General features: G+C 49.7%; 12 protein-coding genes, 1 pseudogene and 1 CRISPR repeat array. Of the genes and pseudogenes, 2 read left to right on the top strand and 11 right to left on the bottom strand.

What is annotated here, in order from left to right; genetic code table 11:
• Nucleotides 1–24 precede the first annotated feature (24 nt).
• From csm6 to Q9O24_06120, 8 genes are all read right to left on the bottom strand, one after another.
• On the bottom strand, nt 25–1,179 hold the full coding sequence (gene csm6 / locus Q9O24_06155) for a CRISPR-associated ring nuclease Csm6 (GenBank protein MDQ7074730.1): 1,155 nt from the start codon (nt 1,177–1,179) through the stop codon (nt 25–27).
• Nucleotides 1,180–1,223: 44 nt separating this feature from the next.
• Nucleotides 1,224–2,174, bottom strand: coding sequence for a CRISPR system precrRNA processing endoribonuclease RAMP protein Cas6 (gene cas6 / locus Q9O24_06150; GenBank protein MDQ7074729.1), 951 nt, complete (start codon nt 2,172–2,174; stop codon nt 1,224–1,226).
• A gap of 268 nt (nt 2,175–2,442) precedes the next feature.
• Entirely contained in the window at nt 2,443–2,619 is a 177-nt protein-coding gene (locus tag Q9O24_06145; protein ID MDQ7074728.1) for a hypothetical protein, read from the bottom strand.
• A gap of 711 nt (nt 2,620–3,330) precedes the next feature.
• A CRISPR array of direct repeats spans nt 3,331–3,578; the repeat unit is 38 nt; unit sequence CGTCTTAATCCCTTCTTCATCAGGGCAATGTTTCAAAC.
• A gap of 448 nt (nt 3,579–4,026) precedes the next feature.
• Nucleotides 4,027–5,220: a TIGR02221 family CRISPR-associated protein gene (gene csx2, locus Q9O24_06140; protein ID MDQ7074727.1), complete on the bottom strand. Its 1,194-nt coding sequence runs from the start codon at nt 5,218–5,220 to the stop codon at nt 4,027–4,029.
• A 124-nt stretch (nt 5,221–5,344) separates the two neighbouring features.
• Complete coding sequence (locus tag Q9O24_06135) at nt 5,345–5,602, bottom strand: hypothetical protein (GenBank protein MDQ7074726.1); 258 nt, start codon at nt 5,600–5,602, stop codon at nt 5,345–5,347.
• 918 nt (nt 5,603–6,520) lie between these two features.
• On the bottom strand, nt 6,521–7,486 hold the full coding sequence (locus Q9O24_06130) for an LOG family protein (GenBank protein ID MDQ7074725.1): 966 nt from the start codon (nt 7,484–7,486) through the stop codon (nt 6,521–6,523).
• 147 nt (nt 7,487–7,633) lie between these two features.
• Nucleotides 7,634–8,431, bottom strand: coding sequence for an undecaprenyl-diphosphate phosphatase (locus Q9O24_06125; protein ID MDQ7074724.1), 798 nt, complete (start codon nt 8,429–8,431; stop codon nt 7,634–7,636).
• Between the two features lie 51 nt (nt 8,432–8,482).
• Entirely contained in the window at nt 8,483–9,655 is a 1,173-nt protein-coding gene (locus Q9O24_06120; protein MDQ7074723.1) for an SAM-dependent methyltransferase, read from the bottom strand.
• 177 nt (nt 9,656–9,832) lie between these two features.
• Here Q9O24_06120 and Q9O24_06115 point away from each other — a divergent pair, with 177 nt between their 5' ends.
• Nucleotides 9,833–10,564 (top strand): pteridine reductase, encoded by a 732-nt coding sequence (locus Q9O24_06115; GenBank protein MDQ7074722.1) that lies wholly within the window; start codon nt 9,833–9,835, stop codon nt 10,562–10,564.
• Between the two features lie 111 nt (nt 10,565–10,675).
• Nucleotides 10,676–12,301, top strand: coding sequence for a HAMP domain-containing methyl-accepting chemotaxis protein (locus Q9O24_06110; GenBank protein ID MDQ7074721.1), 1,626 nt, complete (start codon nt 10,676–10,678; stop codon nt 12,299–12,301).
• A gap of 9 nt (nt 12,302–12,310) precedes the next feature.
• Here Q9O24_06110 and Q9O24_06105 read toward each other — a convergent pair whose 3' ends face one another.
• From Q9O24_06105 to Q9O24_06095, 3 genes and pseudogenes are all read right to left on the bottom strand, one after another.
• A complete protein-coding gene (locus tag Q9O24_06105) occupies nt 12,311–12,772 on the bottom strand; it encodes a CBS domain-containing protein (protein MDQ7074720.1) in 462 nt (153 codons plus the stop codon).
• Between the two features lie 117 nt (nt 12,773–12,889).
• Nucleotides 12,890–14,780, bottom strand: a pseudogene (locus Q9O24_06100) (DmsC/YnfH family molybdoenzyme membrane anchor subunit).
• A 9-nt stretch (nt 14,781–14,789) separates the two neighbouring features.
• The gene (locus Q9O24_06095; protein ID MDQ7074719.1) at nt 14,790–16,994 is read right to left on the bottom strand and encodes a nitrate reductase; all 2,205 of its coding nucleotides are present in this window, start codon (nt 16,992–16,994) and stop codon (nt 14,790–14,792) included.

The raw sequence follows: 16,994 nt of genomic DNA, 5'->3' as shown, positions 1-16,994 counted from the left end.
TTTCTTTACCCATACTCACGCCCCTTAAAGTCCATTACCCAGATCAATGTTATTCGGCTCAACGGTCAAGCCAAAATCACCAATCACATACGGAGCCGCACCATTCAAACCGAGCACCTTCTCAACTGCGGTTTTAATGCCATTTTTTCGCTGTTCAAAACTCTTACTTTTAATCACAACAAGCTTAACTTTTTCACGCAAGTTACGCTTATCAACTTTTGTTTCACACAGCTCATCTGAAACATAAGTATCACTTGATTTAAGATTTGCATAAACAGCATCTAAAAATTCAATGTCTTCCGCACCATGCTCACGCCACTCACATGCAACACCGTTCTTTTTTCTTTTCGACAACCAGTAATAAAAAGTGAAATCAATCGGTTTCATTTCGACCTTTTTGCCAGACAAAAAAACCTCTTTTTTATCCCAATCAAACTTGATGTCCACCGCGTCAAAGTCGGCCTGCGCCACTTGAACCGTCTCTTCATAGCCCATCTTCTTTCCAAACACCGACCCCGATTTTTTCATCACCGCCCCTCGCAATCGTACAAAAGGAATGTCTGCCAACATAACCTCCGCATCACGAGTTTCTATAATCTCCACCTCATTGGTTTGAAAATCTTTTGACTCAAGGGTTTTATTTTCAATCGGAGGGAAAAAGAATTCACGATGACTTTCAAAACCTTTCGTCACCAAAACATGCGACAAACGATCATCACGATGCGCAAACAAGGTCATCGCATGACCGAGAAAAAAGCCCATCGTTTTACGCCCACCTGCAATGGAAGCATGAATGCGATTAAGCGGCTGACCGTCTTTCGTCTCTGCCGTCAATCTACGCATCAAATCCACCGTCTCATCTGCCAAACGACCGTTATCCTCAATGGTACGAATGTCATCCAGATCATTGCCCTCTTTATCGCTAATCACATGGATCGTTTCAGCATTAAAACAGATGTTATCCGCCACCAACTGGGGATACTGATCACACAACTGGAAAAACTGCCCTGTTTTTGGAGTCAATAATAGTTCTTCAATTTTCTTCTTACCCGTTACTGTGGTCAAAATATGCACCTCATCCACCACCACGGGATCATTTTTATCCATCGCCAAAGCGTACAACGTCTCAGTCACAATCTGCGGGGATAAACCCGACACACACACCAAAATATTTTTCATGTTTTTCTCTCCGCTCATGCTCAATGATATTTCACTGCAAAAAATTAAAGGCTTAAAGAATAACGCCCCAATCCCATACTGCTGCCTTTGCCCGTGTGGGTCTTCTGCCCCAGCCATAAATAGGGCCAAAGCAGCGCCAACTCCGAACTGTGCAGCTCAAAAGAACCCACAATGCCACCCATTGGAATAAAACAACGCTGCCGATTAGAGTAACGCCGCCACTCCTGCCAGCGCAGCTCAGGTGCCAACAAACGCACCGATTGAGCCAGCGCATTCAAACGCACAAAATCCGTCTCCAGCGGTTCATCGCTGTGAAAATAACTCAGCAAGGAAAGACGACGCAACAAACTGGAAAAAAAATGGCCAAACTCAAATCGCTCAGGACGAATGTTTTTGCCCTCCGAACGCAACCGCAAAGGCGTATGCAAACGCACCGTCACCCGCTCTGGCGGCTTTGGCAGCGGCGCACAAAACAGCGGCAACGGCTGCAACGCCTGCCCCTCGGTATAAATACATTGATGTTCATCAGCAGCCACCCGTTGCTCCACCGAGCAGAGTTGAAAGCGCCCATTATTACGCCCAATTCCGCGCTCACCGGCCATTTTCAAGGTCTGAATAAGGTAAGCTAAATGACGATTACCGTGACCAAACAGAGTCAATTCCAAGCAGTACGTTTCATTGACTTGAATCTCTTTTGTCTCGTTGGGTACCAGCAAATAAGGGTGCGGTGCGGCCACGTAATTACGCATTTTTTCGCTGTTTAAGGGTGGCGGAGTTTCAAACAGATAACTGTAAACACAGCCCCGATACAACAGACAATCAGCGCAATTTTTCTGTTTGGTCACACAGGCCAAGCGTTTCAAAGCATGACCCAGCACCCCGCGCCACGCTGAGCCGCTGTAATCCGGCAAACAGATACGTTCCAAAGCACGCAGCGTCACACGGTACTGCGCCAACGGCAATGTGGGCTCTGATAACGCGCTTGATAAAGACATATCACACTCCGTGGTTAAACAATGCACAGCAGCCTACCCCAGCCAACCAGTATTTAAAAGGATAATTTATTGGACAAATCTTAAAAAACAACATTTGTCAGATACAAACGCCCTCTCCAACCAACGCCCTAAAATAGCGGTATTAGGCCAGATAGGCGCACTCATTATCTGAAAATAATGACGATTTCTTTCACAAAATCCAACATACCAGCCTCCTTATTTTTTAGATTAAACAGAGCCCTGCAAAGGGCAACGAAACACAACGATCTCAGTCGTCGCCGAAAAAGCTAAACAAGCCCGTCACCACACCCACTGCAACCAACGCCGGAGCCGCCACCGTCACCCCAACTGCCGTTGCTGCCGCAGCCGTCACCATCCGAGCACTGTTGCCCGCACTCACCGCTTTCGCGCCTCTTTTCACCGTATCACGCATATCATTAGACATTTTTTACCCCATTCATAAACATTAAAACGCATTAAATCAAAAATAGTGCCCTGCTTGTCAGTCGCTAAGATACCCCAACGTCAGGCCTTAAAGTGCTTCCGAAAGCTTGCCGGTTATTTCATCCACCTCTGTCAATAAGGGAGAGAACCAATCGCTGCTGTTTAATTTCAAAAAACTCATCTTTTTTTCTCCTCGTTGTTCGATGAGTGAAGTATAGAGATGTTTATGAGACGTATGGATTTGGCAAGCTTGTCTTATGTTTTGTCCCTGATAAAAAAAGCGATACCCCCTTTCGTAGGGGCGCATTCCATATGCGCCCTGTTTTTTTACCCACAAAAAAAAGCACCGTAGGGCGCATTAACCAAAGGGCAATGCGCCAAAAACACACAAGAGCAAATCCCCCAAGACCAACCACCATCGTGAATTCAATCACCACAAAATTCAAACAATACGATCTGGTTTCCCCTCTTTGACAAAGAGGGGCTAGGGGAGATTTTCTTTCAGCAACAGGGTTGAAATGGATTCAACCCCTACAAAACAAAGCGATAACCCCCCTTTCGTAGGGGCGCATTCCATATGCGCCCTGTTTTTTTACCCACAAAAAAAGCCCCTAAACAGGGGCTTTTTTCACAAGAGGCAAAACCAACCCCCCTCGCATCCTCATTTAATTGAGGCTATTTCTGCACAGGGGCGGAAAATATTCCGCCCCTACGTCTTAATCCCTTCTTCATCAGGGCAATGTTTCAAACTAGTGACGATGTAGGCGTTATCGAAGCTGTATGTCTTAATCCCTTCTTCATCAGGGCAATGTTTCAAACCTCTGAGGGAGCGCATGAGTCACTTCGTCGTCTTAATCCCTTCTTCATCAGGGCAATGTTTCAAACGTCATTGTACAGACGTTTAGTATAGGCTGGAGTAATGCGTCTTAATCCCTTCTTCATCAGGGCAATGTTTCAAACGATATTGCAGATAGTCAGTCTTAATCCCTTCTTCATCAGGGCAATGTTTCAAACGTGAGATCCATAGGGGCGGTCTTAATCCCTTCTTCATCAGGGCAATGTTTCAAACATTAAACTTGATGCGTTACTGATGGTCTTAATCCCTTCTTCATCAGGGCAATGTTTCAAACCCATGATAGCTACGGTCAGTGATCGTCTTAATCCCTTCTTCATCAGGGCAATGTTTCAAACCCCTCGGCTCTAATTCCTCTTTGAAAACAATAGCTTACAAAGGGGGTCTTAGGAAATAAAAGTTTTTGAAAAGTTAACTGCTTTTTCATGGCCTAAACCCCTTAGTTAACCTCTCGCCGAGCTGCAAGAACCGACGCTATTATTCGCCCTGTTCTTGAAAATGTAAAGCATTTTATGCCCAACGCAACACAATATGCTCACGGCGTAACATCAGCTATTAAGCAAAAACCGACTTAAACAGACTTTTTAACGTGCCCTTCAAAGTCAGCGCATCAGCAATCATTTTGCGAATGTCTTTATCATCCGACTTCACCCCATGCGCCAACGCATTCCGCACACGATTCAACTTTTTAAAGCCGTTCAACGACTCCATTAAAGTCTTGCGCTGCTCCTCACGCGACAAATAATCATTCAAATCCTTGCCCTGCACACGACTCAAAGCCAAACTGATCGCCCCCTCCAAACCGTACATCGTCGCCCGAACAAAATCTTCTTTCTCCAGATATTCATAGGCCAAACTCTGCTCCCAATCAGCACGGTTTTTGCCCTTATGCCACGCCACCCGCTTTTCCAACTCCGGCAAAAACAATTTCGCAATCGCAGAACACTGCTCCATCCGCCCCTTTTGACTCTGCCAACCCGAAAGCGCCTCCCGTGCCTTGACCGGATTGGTGGTGCGCTCAAAAAAAGCCGCCTGTTTCAACTGCTCGTTTCCCTCCCCCAACAGCGCCGCAAATTGACCGTAATCCCCATCGTGGTCGTAACGCTCCAAAGCCGAAACCCAATCGGCAATCTTCAGCAGACCCGCCAGATTCAAAACCGGTGCAGGCGCATCTACGCTCTCCTTCATATCCAGAGCAGCGTAGTAAATCTTCTCCACCGAAACGCCCCGCACACGGCTTAAATACAACCCCGCCAACAAACCCAACATCGGCAGATGCCGGAAACCGTGGGTCACATCCAGATGCAATTCATCGCCCTTTTGCACCTGTTTATCAATGATTTGTAACAACCGCACCTGCTGTTTTTCCGTGCGGCAATACGGAATCAACTGCAAGCGCAACTCCCGCACCCCCAACTTCTGCGCCAAAGGCTGCTGCAACGCATCCAACTGCTGCTGCGTCACCTTTTTCTGCTCGCACGCCTCTTGCAGCGCCAAACGCTCCTCTTCCAACTCGCTGCCAAAATCCAGATCCAGCTCAAACAGGCTGTCCCACATGCTGCCTTCCGTACCCAACAGCACCAAACGCTCAGGCTGAATTTTGCGCTGCAACGCCCAACCAAAAAAGGTCACATCCTCACTCAAGCTCTCATCATCAAATTTATATTGTGCTGACCGATAGCTTTGCGCTTTCTCTTTACTGCGCCCCAACAAAGTAATCAATACGGTATCGTTTACGCTCGCATTCAAAATAACACCCTCTTTTTTAGTAAAAAATCGCAAAAAAGTTAACACTTAAAATACCACCCCGCAAGGGATGAGATCGAAACACACCGACAAACACACCTTAACCATCACAAAAAATCATCGTCACCTACGCCCAGCCCCTAAAAGGCAGACAGCCCTTACGCGCAAAAATAACCCCCTGACCGCTGTTCACCAAACGGAATAAACTCGCCTTAAAATTATCCATTGAACGGTAATCAGAAGGAGTCTTTGGCATCGGTATCCAATCGCCCGACTCCGTGTTACGCACCTTGGGGTGTTTTTTACCTGGCTCCAGCACCACACACGTTGGGCTAAACCCCTTGGCCTTCAACAACCCAACCAGACATTTTTTTAACTTACGCATCGCAACACCTACCCATAAAAAAAGAAAAAAACCACCCCGCTCAAGGCCGAATTAACGGCGACTTTTGCAGATCACCACAATCAATATTGAAACCACTTTCCACCACACAACCCTTCTCCTTAGTCAGAAAAAAAATCCCACACATCCGACAGCAGATCCAAAACGTCATCCACCTCCTCGACTACCTCCTCCAGATCAGACAACCCTTCCAATATATCCTCTAACAGGTCAAGCATGATTTACCCCTTAAACAAAGAACGCCATTTAAACAGACAATGACCGAGCGCAACGGAGCGACACGCCTTTCTGCCAACCACTCACAAGCCATGAGGGCGAATATTACAAGAAGAGAGAGAAAATAGAGAAAACACAAGCTTGTGAAAAACACCCCTTTTTTTCCACACGTCATCACGATAAACGATCAAATTTTTCTAGTTCCCATGTTCCTGCGTGGGAACTCATGCAAATGAAGAGGGGTAAGGGGAGATTTTCTTTCAGCAACAGGGTTGAAATGGATTCAACCCCTACAAAACAAGGCGATACCCCCCCTTTCGTAGGGGCGCATTCCATATGCGCCCTGTTTTTTACCCACAAAAAGAGCCCCGTAGGGCGCATTAACCAAAGGGCAATGCGCCAAAAAACAAACAAAAGCAAATCCCCCTCAATCCCCCTTTTTCAAAGTGGGAAGCCCAAGACCAACCACCATCGTGAATTCAATTTCTAGTTCCCATGCTCCTGCGTGGGAACTCATAAACCACCCTTTCGTAGAGGCGCATTCCATATGCGCCCTTTTCACACATCACCACGATAAACGATCAGGGCAGGCACAAGGCCGGCCCCTCCCGGTCAAAATTCAGGCAAAAAAAAGCCCCGAACAATCAGGGACAATTTTGCTCTCTTTTGTTTCACTCCTTTTTTCTAACCCAAAGTCGCAAACGCACTCAATGAAAACTGCGGCAACGTCTTAGACTGCAACTCCATCGCACTGATCTCATTCACAATCTCAATCAGCGCATAAAGCGTGGTGTAATCACGAAAATGTCGTTGCTTGATCAATAAGAGATCGTTTTTTTTATCCCAACGCAAGCCTGAAATCAGCCCAGCCGAACGGCTTTTCAACTCTTTAAAGGTTGCTTTTTTCAGTGGCTGTTTCAAATCCAATTCAATCACATGCCGCTTTTTATCGTAGACAATCTCATTCAAATTACGATAAAAACGCTCCACAATGTCCACCGCCTCCTCAGCGGTACGGGCAAACTGAAGAATCTGACGATCCGGCTCAGAAACCGTACCACGGGCAATCATATGATCCAGATCGGCACGCACGGTCTTCCAAACCTCATCATCCCCCACCGCCACCAGCGGATGAATCGGCATTTTCCCTGTTTGAATCAGACAAAACACCTCCCACAGCTCATCCCGAGTGCCGCCGCCACCTTCCAGATAAAAAAAGGCTTTGGAATACGCCACCAAGAAAAATTTACGAATAAAGAAATAGTGGAACTCGGTATTGGTACCGATAAAATCGTTGTGTCCCTCTTCAAAGGGCAAGGTGATTGAGCAACCGACAGAGAATTTTTCTACCGCTAATCCACGCCGCTTGGCCTCGGCATACGCACCTTGATTGGTACACAACATAATCCCAGAGCTGCCGCCGGTCACCACGCCAAAGCCGCGCCGCACACACTCTTTTGCCAGCGCCGTGGCCAGACGACCGCTGTCGGTGGAATTGTCCAACCGAGCGGAACCAAAGACCGTTACTAAAGGTTGTTCTTTAAGGGGGATAAACGCTTCCATCGCGTTCAAATATTCGGCCATGATACGCACCCCACGGGCGGTATCGGAACCGCTTCTGTCGATGTACTCTTTTTGATGTTCTCGCATCCTCTTCTCCTGAAAAAATGGCTCCATGAGAGGGGAAAACAGCACCATGATGCTTTTCATTACATCAAAAACAGTCACCCCTTTAACTAGAGATTAGTAGGCAAGTATGACAAAAATAGGACAGGCTAATTCAATTAGGCTCAAAGACTACCAAAAAACCAACAATAGGATCGCGCCTAAAACAAAGCGATAAAGCACAAAAGGAAACAGCCCCATGCGTTGAATCCACTTTAGAAACAGATGGATACAAAGATAGGCGCTCAAGGCCGACAGCACAATTCCCAACCCCAAAGCAAACCAATCCACACTGATATTGGACTCGATTAAATCCAAGGTTTTCAGACCACCAGCAAGCAAAATCACCGGAATAGAGAGTAAAAAGGAGAACCTCGCCGCCGCTTCACGAGTTAAACCCATTAACAGCGCAGCGGTCATGGTGGCACCAGAGCGGGAAGTCCCTGGAATCAGCGCCATCGCCTGCGACAGACCAATAAACAGCACGTCTTTCCAGTTCAATTCATACTCATCGCGCTTCTGTTTCGCCACCGAATCGGCCCACCAAAGCAAGGCACCAAAAAAGATCATTGCCACCGCAATCACCAGCGGTGAACGCAAACTGCCTTCGATAAAATCCTTGCAGAGCAGCCCGATAATCCCCACAGGAATCGTCCCCAACAGCACCGCCCACGCCAGCTGAGAATCGGGCGTTGCGCCTTTTCCCGTGACCGAACCAAGCCAATCGCGGCTCATCAGTTTCAACTCGGTACGAAAATAAAACACCACCGCCAGCAAAGTGCCCACATGCACCGCCACATCAAAGGCCAGCCCTTGATCTTCCCAGCCGAAAAAGACCGGAGTCAAAATCAGGTGCGCTGAACTGGAAACGGGTAAAAATTCGGTTAATCCCTGCATTAATGCGAGGGTCACAATCTGTAGCAAATCCATTGGCTATTGTTCCTCTGGTTGTCTATTGCATTAAAAAAAATCGCTAAAAAATCACAAACGACGACTGATGTCGTTGTGGCTAAACCCCTGTAGATGCTGCGTTAATCCCTTCGACAGCCCCATCACTTTAAACCGCTCCCCCATCTCGCTGGGCAGAGTTAAGGTTTTTACCGCTTGGCTCAATTTCAACAGAGCCACCTTATCCAAACCCTCTGCCGCCGTTGCAACCAGTTGATCAAGATCGTTATTGAAGAGGAAATTGGCTTGCGTGACATACCCTTCCAGCTCAAAACCGGCCTTAGAAGCCGCCTCAACCACAGCGGTAAACTCAACGGAAGCGGTCACGTCCTGCACCCCAAAACGCTGGTACGGGTCATCGTGTACGCGATGACGGTAAAAACAGCTCAGCGTCCCCGCCGAACGCTCCGGCTGATAAAACTCGCGCCGTGCGTAACCGTAGTCGATCAACAACAGCGCGCCTTTTTGCAGCGACTCTGACAACGCGGCAAACCAGCCTTCAAGCTGGAGATTCACCTCGGAGCAAAAGCCCTCCGCCAAGGGTGCTTCTAACTCCTGTTGCAGCCCTTCAACCGCCTCTTTTAATCCAATCGGCGCTGGGCGATAGGCTTCTTTTAATGCCCCCGCCTCCAGCACCAGACCGAGCTGCTTAATCTCTGCATCAACGATCTTAAACCGCTCCACCGGCATCGCATCCAACACCTCATTGGCCAACACCAGACCAACAAACCCATTCGACCAACGCTGCAACCACACCACCCTATCCAACAGATGCGGCGCTTTTTGCAACAGCGTCTCACGCTGGCGCTGCTGCAATTCGGCACTCAGCTCCAAAATAGCGTAGCGCAGCGGCAAACAGTCGAGCCGTTCCAGCTCCAGCAGCAGATCCGCCGCCATCTTACCGCTGCCCGCACCCAGCTCCAGAATTTCAGCCGCACCCAACTCCTGCAACACCGGCTGACACTGGCGTGCCAAAGCACGCGCAAACAGCGGTGACAGTTCCGGTGCGGTGACAAAATCCCCCTGCGCGCCAAACTTCTCCGCTCCGGCAACGTAGTACCCCAGCTCTGGCTCGTACAAAAGACTCTGCATCACATCAGAAAAAGGCAAAAACGACTGCGCGGTTATGTTTTCTTTTAATCGCGTTTGCAACGCATCGCTGCGCTCCTGTTCCGCTGCCAACAATTCGGGTAATTCACTATCCACAACCGATCTCCGTTAACGCACCCTCAGCCTGACAGGCAAGAATTAAAGATAACTTAAGAATTCAAACCGCTGATCCGCTCCGCTCTCAGCGCAGCCTCACAACTCAGATTATTGTGAGATAATCGCCGCAACAATCGGAGAAAAACCATGACACACAGCACCTCACTCAACGGCCAAGTGGCGCTCATCAGCGGAGCCGCACGCCGCATCGGCGCAGCAATTGCCCATACCCTGCACCACGCGGGCATGAACGTCGTCATTCACTACCGCAGTTCGGTCAAAGACGCAGAACAACTGCAACTGGCACTGGAAGCCCAGCGCCCCAATTCGGTTTTACTCTTACAAGCCGATCTGCTGCAAACCGAGACGCTGCCCAAATTGGTCAAAGAAGCCACTCAGAAGTGGGGACGGCTCGACCTGCTGGTGAACAACGCCTCCAGTTTCTACCCCACCGAAGTCGGCCAGATCACCGAGGCACACTGGGATGACCTGATGGGCAGCAACCTCAAAGCGCCGCTGTTTCTCTCCCAAGCCGCCACCCCCGCGCTGCAAAAACAGGGCGGCAACATCATCAACATCGTTGATATTCACGGCCTGCGCCCGCTCAAAGGCCATCCCCTTTACTGCGCTGCCAAAGCGGGCTTGGCCATGTTGACCCAATCGCTGGCCAAAGAGCTCGGCCCCGAGATCCGCGTCAATGGCATCGCGCCAGGTTCCATTCTCTGGCCTGAAGGGGAAGCGGAAGTCAGTAACGCCGTGCAACAACAGATCACCGAACAAAGTGCGCTCAAACGTCAAGGCGGTGCTGAAGACATTGCCAACACCGTGCTCTTTTTGGTGCGCGATGGCGGCTACATCACCGGACAGATCATTGCTGTGGACGGTGGCCGAATGCTCAGCGAACGTTAGCCTAAATTAAGTCGGCGCAGTATAACCAATAATCGAAGCTCACTCTTGCAGAAAAATGGCCGACAGCTAGGGCAACCATTTCGTTCATATTACAAACGTGCCCGCATCATCATGAAAAAACTTAATTTAGCGCAACAATTTTGGCTGCTCGGTGGCCTGTTTAGCATCGTGCTCTGCTCGGCGATGGGCTTTCTTTTTATCACCACTTCGTCTATTAGCCAGCTCAGTTGGCGCACCGCCCATCTGGACATTCCCGCTCTCAATCACGCCCACCTGATTAAGCTGAATGTGATCCAAGTCCAGCAGTGGTTGACCGACATCAGTGCCACTCGCGCTCGGGACGGCCTTAACGACGGTTTCAAAATCGCAGCGCAAAGTGCTGAGGCATTTCATAAACAAGCCCAACAACTCCAGCAGCTTTACCCACATCACAGCGACGAGCTTGAGCAGATGGAACAGAGTTTTGATGCTTATTATCAAACCGGAAGAAATATGGCACACGCCTACATCAACGGCGGCCCCGAGGCGGGCAATTTGATTATGAGTGAGTTTGATCGTGTTGCCGAAACCCTCAGCGAGCAGGTTGATCTGCTGCTCAAAGAAGTCACCACACGCACCCAACAAACCGCCGAAGAGCAAGAGTCTGAACTACGCCATCTACACGTTGCAGTAGCCGCCAGCTTTGTGCTGCTCGCCACCAGCATGATTTTGATCATTGTGGTTATTTTACGCGCTTTTGGCGCGTTTCCGATCATTCTTAAACGGCTTAAAATGCTCGCTCAAGGCCATCTTACCAGCGATAAATTGAACATCCAGCGCGACGATGAAGTGGGCCAACTCGCCCGCAGCGTTGAAGAGACCAGTCACAGCCTAAAAACGGTGATCAAACAGATCTCTTGTGCATCAGACCATGTCGTCAACGCTGCCGATGAACTCTCCAGCAGTACCCTTCACACCCGCAATCACATGCAACTGCAACAGAACGACATCGAACATATGGCACACTCCATTCAAATGATGAGTGGCGTGGTACTTGAAATTTCTCAAAATGCCTCCTCAGCAGAAAAATCGGCACAACACGCCAAGGAAGAGGCCAGCAACGGCAAACAGGTGGTCAATATGACCATTGAGGCCATCAACGCCTTGGCCGATGATGTAGAAGCCTCTTCGCAAGTGATTAATAAACTGGATAAAGAGAGCAATAATATTGGCGGTATTTTAGACGTGATTCGGGGCATCGCCGACCAGACCAATTTATTGGCTCTGAATGCCGCCATTGAAGCGGCGCGCGCAGGTGAACACGGGCGTGGCTTTGCGGTGGTGGCCGATGAAGTGCGCGTTTTGGCTCAACGCACCCAAGAGTCCACTCAAGAGATTCAACAGATGATCGAGCAATTACAGTTCAATGCGCGCAACGCGGTACAGGCGATGGAACAAGGGCGCAATCGAGCCGAAGAGAGTGTGAAAAAGGCGCGTTCCGCTGGAGAACGACTGCACAGAATTACCACAGCGGTCAAAACCATCAGCAGTATGATCAGCCAAATTGCCGCAGCGGCCACTCGTCAGGGGAAAATGGCTCAGGAGGTGAGTCACAGCATCAGCAATATCCGCAGCAGTTCTCATGCGACCGCCGAAGATGCCAAACAGACGGCACAGTCCAGCGAGACTCTGCGCAGCTTAGCGCTGCAAATGGAACGGGTGGTCAGTCACTTTCAAACCACACCGTCCAGATCGTGATAACAGCCTCTAGCTTTTAGAGACGTAGCGATGAAACATGGCTTTATGAATGTCGCCCAAACTGACCACCCCCAACAGACGCATACCACCCTTTTCTTCTACTGCCACGGGGATACGCCGCAGCCGTTGCTGCACCATTTTAGAAGCCGCCCGTAAAATGGGCAGTTCAGGATCAACAAACAGCACCTCATCACTCATTAAATCCGATGTTTTCAGTGAAGCAATATCGCCGTAATTATCCGACAAAGTTTCAAAATCAATCGTCGCCATACCGTCCATGATGTCCGCCAAGCTCGGAAAAAGATGGTGTAATACGTCTCGCTCCGCGATAAAACCCACCATTTTATCATCGTCTGTCACCACCGGCAGGCCACTGATACGATAAAGACACATAATCGAAGCCACCTCCATCATCGGGGTTTCAGGGGTAACGGTTCTGACCGCAGTAGACATAATGTCTTTAATCAACATTCTCGATTTGCTCCTAAATAAACGAATTACATCAGGCATATGATGCATCAAATTACTTTTTATCACAAGAAACTGAAGAGGAGCTTAGCTCCGCTTCAGACCAGAGGCGGCAGACGTTTAACCCGTGACCACTCGTTTCAATTGCGCCCATTTCTCTTTTACCGAAGTGGTGCGAATGGTCTGTAACAACTCAGCCAGCTTGAAGGCGTGATGACGCTCATAAACCACACCCACTTGCGGCATATCCGCCAAACCCACGTCACGAGCGTGTTCCACAAACCCCTGGTTTTTTCCAGAAAAAAGCACCTGGCATGGTGGTCGGAATCACCAGCACATAAAACAAAGCACGGCCAATAATCGCACTGCTCACGGTCATCAAGGTCAAAGCAGACAGCGTCCACACATTACTCAACTCCCCAAAAGCCATCGACAACGCCAGCACAACGGAAGCGGCCAACAAACCATTTCTAAGCCAATAAGGATAACCGTAGGTGGTCACTTGCTCATAGAACGAAGCCGCCCCCTCACTGTGCGCCGCTTTCAAATCACGACCATGAGCAAACAAACCAACCCCTTCCAAGGCCAAACCCAGCGCAACGCTCAAAGAGAGCAGCGTTGCTAACTCAGAGGTTAAACTGCCTCGTAACAGCGCCACCAGCATCAACAGCAACGCCCCCAAAACCAAACCGGTACCGGTAAAGGTCGCTGCCGTCTGCCAATGATCCCAAAACGGACGCGCTTTGATGCGGTAGAGCTTGTACATAAAGTACCCTCCCAACGCCACACCCAACAGCGCCAACAGAGCCGAGCCTTTTTGTGCCAACAGAGCCAGTGGTGAATCAAAAAAGTTAAACAACGTGTAACCCGCCAAACCAGCAAAAAAGGCCGACACACCGGCAATCTCACGACTGACCGGCGAATGCTTGAGGTTGTAAAAACCGCGATAAAAATAGTGGGGTTTGCCCAGATGCAGGGTGAGCTTGAACAAACCAACGCCCATCAAGGCCACCAAAACCAACAACGCCGGTAAAAAGGCCGAACTCTCTTTGAAATCCACAATCGCAGCCAAGCCCAACGAGCCCGCCAACGCCAACAAAACAAACGCGCCCATCACCGCCTGCACACTGAGGGTAAAAGCAATGTGAGCATTTTCATGGGAACCCAACAGACGCTTCAAATTCCAAGAACGCTTGAAACCGTGTTTCGGATCCAGCTCCGGTTTAAAAATACCCTGCTTATCGTCTTGATGGTATTTCAACGCGGTACTGTCCACCCGTGTCATGTCACGCGGTGGCGTGGCTTTTTGCTCAAAACGGATGTTTGGATGAGTAATCTCAGGATCAGGAAAACCAGGAATGGAAACCTTAGCCTGCTCACGCCCTTCAGGGATGTTTTCGATCACGCCAAAGTCCAGCGCCTTACCCAAACAAGCTGAGACACACGCGGGTTTCAAGCCTACTTCGAGGCGATCCACACACATGTTGCATTTGCTCACCTCGCCCTTAACCGGATCAAGCTGCGGCGCGTTGTACGGGCAAACCCAAGTACAATAACCACAACCGAAACAGATGTCGGGGTCTTGCAACACCGCACCGTATTCGGCAAATTTGGTGTACGCCCGCGTTGGACAGCCCTTCAAACAGACCGGATCATCACAATGGTTGCAGGCCATTGAAATGTTCATCCGCTGGTAAGCAGGATAGGTTCCCCCCTCCACAAACCCCACCGAACGGAAAGAGATGTGAGCGGGATTGTCGTTTTTCTCGCTGCACGCCGATTCACAAGCGTGACAGGCGATGCAGTTATCGGCATTAAAGAAGAAGCCGTGCTGTTTGTAGCGATTGGGGTTATCACTTACGCTCTCATCGCCATTAATATTTAGGCTCTGACCGTAAAGTGAGTCTCCCTCAGCGGTCGTATCAATGGGCAGACCGTAACGGTTCTTCTCTTGGCTGGTTGGATCGTTAAGCAGCGCGTACGCTGGTTCATTTTCTCGTCGTTGAAACATACTTACCCCTTAAAACGTACGCATTTCCATGCTTAATTTAGCTGCTGCCTGCTGATCATCCAATTTTTCAATCCGCACCGCCGACTGTTTGTAAGCCGGTTGACGCGAATGAGGGTCTAACAGACCCAAGGTCAGGCGATTAGCGCAGTCATGGAAGTGAAAAGGCAAAAAGACCATGTTTTTCGGCACTCGCTGAGTCGGTTTGGCCATCACGATGGCATCAGAACGACGCGAGACCAAACGCAGATACTCCCCTTCCAAAACACCCAGTTCATGCGCCAGATCGGAGTTGATTTCGATAAAAGGGATCGGGCTGTATTTGTTGTTTTCACCAATCTTGCCGGTCTTGGTACGACCGTGCCAATGCTCAACCAAACGCCCCGTATTGAGCCAAATAGGAAACTTCTCATCCGGCACTTCGTTGTTATCAATAAAGGGCAGAGGGATTAGTTTCGCTTTGCCATCGGGATAACGGAAGGTGGTCGGCTCGGTGTAAAGACGCTTGCCGCCTTTAGGCGGTACCTCACCGTTTTTCCGCTGCTCTTCGGTGTAAGGCCACTGAATGCCACGGTGTTTTTCGATCAGCTCGTGATCCAAACCGGAGATGTCCGCCAACCGCCCCTTGGATAAACCGCCCATCTCCAAAAAGATGTCTGGCGCTTTTTCAGGGAAGGTCACTTTGCCATCAGAGTTAAAACGCTCCGCCATGCGGTTGAAAATCCACAAATCAGGCTGCGCTTCACCCGGTGCCTTACTGATTGGGGTCACCAAATTAATCCGTCGTTCGGTGTTGGTCATTACCCCCTCTTTCTCCGCCCATGTACCCGCTGGCAGATAAACGTGAGCGTATTGGGCGCTCTCGGTGTCCTCATAACAATCCTGCACCGCGCAGAACTCCAACTTCTCCATCGCTTTGCGAATCCGCGAGGTGTTGGGCAACGAGGACATGGGGTTGGTGGCAATCAACCAGATGCCTTTGATCTGCCCCGTTTCGATGGCCTGATAAATATCGGTCTGGAACATGCCGCGTTTTTTCGGGAAAAACTCAGGGTCAATGTTCCAAAATTGAGCAATCTCTTCACGGTCTTGTGGGTTTTCCAACGCCCGATAATTGGGCAGACCAGAACAAGACGACCATTCGCGGGTTCCCATCGCATTGCACTGGCCTGTAATGGAGAGGCTGGTGCCACCGGGTTTTCCGATGTTGCCGGTCAACAAGGCCAAGTTGTTGATCCCCACCACCCCATCGGAGCCGTGAGTGGATTGGTTGATCCCCATCGTCCAGAACTGCATCGCCGCTCCGGCATTGGCAAACAGACGCGCCACCAAACGAATGCTGTCTTCGTCAATGCCACAGATCTTAGCTGCCGTGGTGGGATCGTATTTGGCCACCTCTTCTCGCAGCGCGTCGATGCCGTTGGTATTGGCTTCGATGTAGGCTTTATCTTCCAACCCTTCATCAAGGATCACGTGCATAAAGGCGTTCTGCAACACCACATCCGTACCGGGAGTGACGGGCAGATGAATGTCGGCGTTTTGCGCCAACATGGTGACCCGAGGGTCAATCACGATCAGCGGAAATTTACGTTCTTCCTGTGCCTCTTTCATCCGCCAGTAAATGATCGGATGCTGCTCAGGCAAATTGGAACCCCACGCGATCAGACAATCGGTGTGCTCAAAATCTTCGTAACAGCCCGGCGGGCCATCGGAACCAAACGAACGTTTGTAACCGGAAACCGCCGAAGCCATACACAAGGTGGTATTGCCGTCGTAGTTGTTGGTGCCGATCAGACCCCGGGTTAATTTGCCCAGCGTATAAAACTCTTCCGTTAGCATTTGACCGGTGGAGATAATCGCAAAAGAATCGCGACCGTACTTCTCTTGAATGCGGACAATTTCATCATGAACCTTATCCAGAGCGGCATCCCAATTGCTCTCTTGCCACGGCTGATGCCATTGATCACGAATTTTTGGGATCAAACCCCGTCCGGCAGAATCAAACAGCTCATGTTCAACAATGCCTTTCAGGCACAGTTTGCCCCGATTAACGTCGGCATCGGCCACGCCACGAGAGGAGACCGGTTTGCCTTCTGCATTAAGACCCACTTCGATGGAACAGCCGGTGGAACAGTAACCGCACGCGGCGTACTTCCACTCCACCACGCCTTTATCGGCGATCTTAATCGGATTCTTTTTACTCCGTCCAAACAGCAT

It is taken from the genome of Gammaproteobacteria bacterium (genome assembly GCA_030949385.1).
Lineage (GTDB): Bacteria > Pseudomonadota > Gammaproteobacteria > JAUZRS01 > JAUZRS01 > JAUZRS01.
The sequence above is the reverse complement of the archived record's forward strand: the minus strand, read 5'-3'. Positions and strand labels throughout refer to the sequence as shown.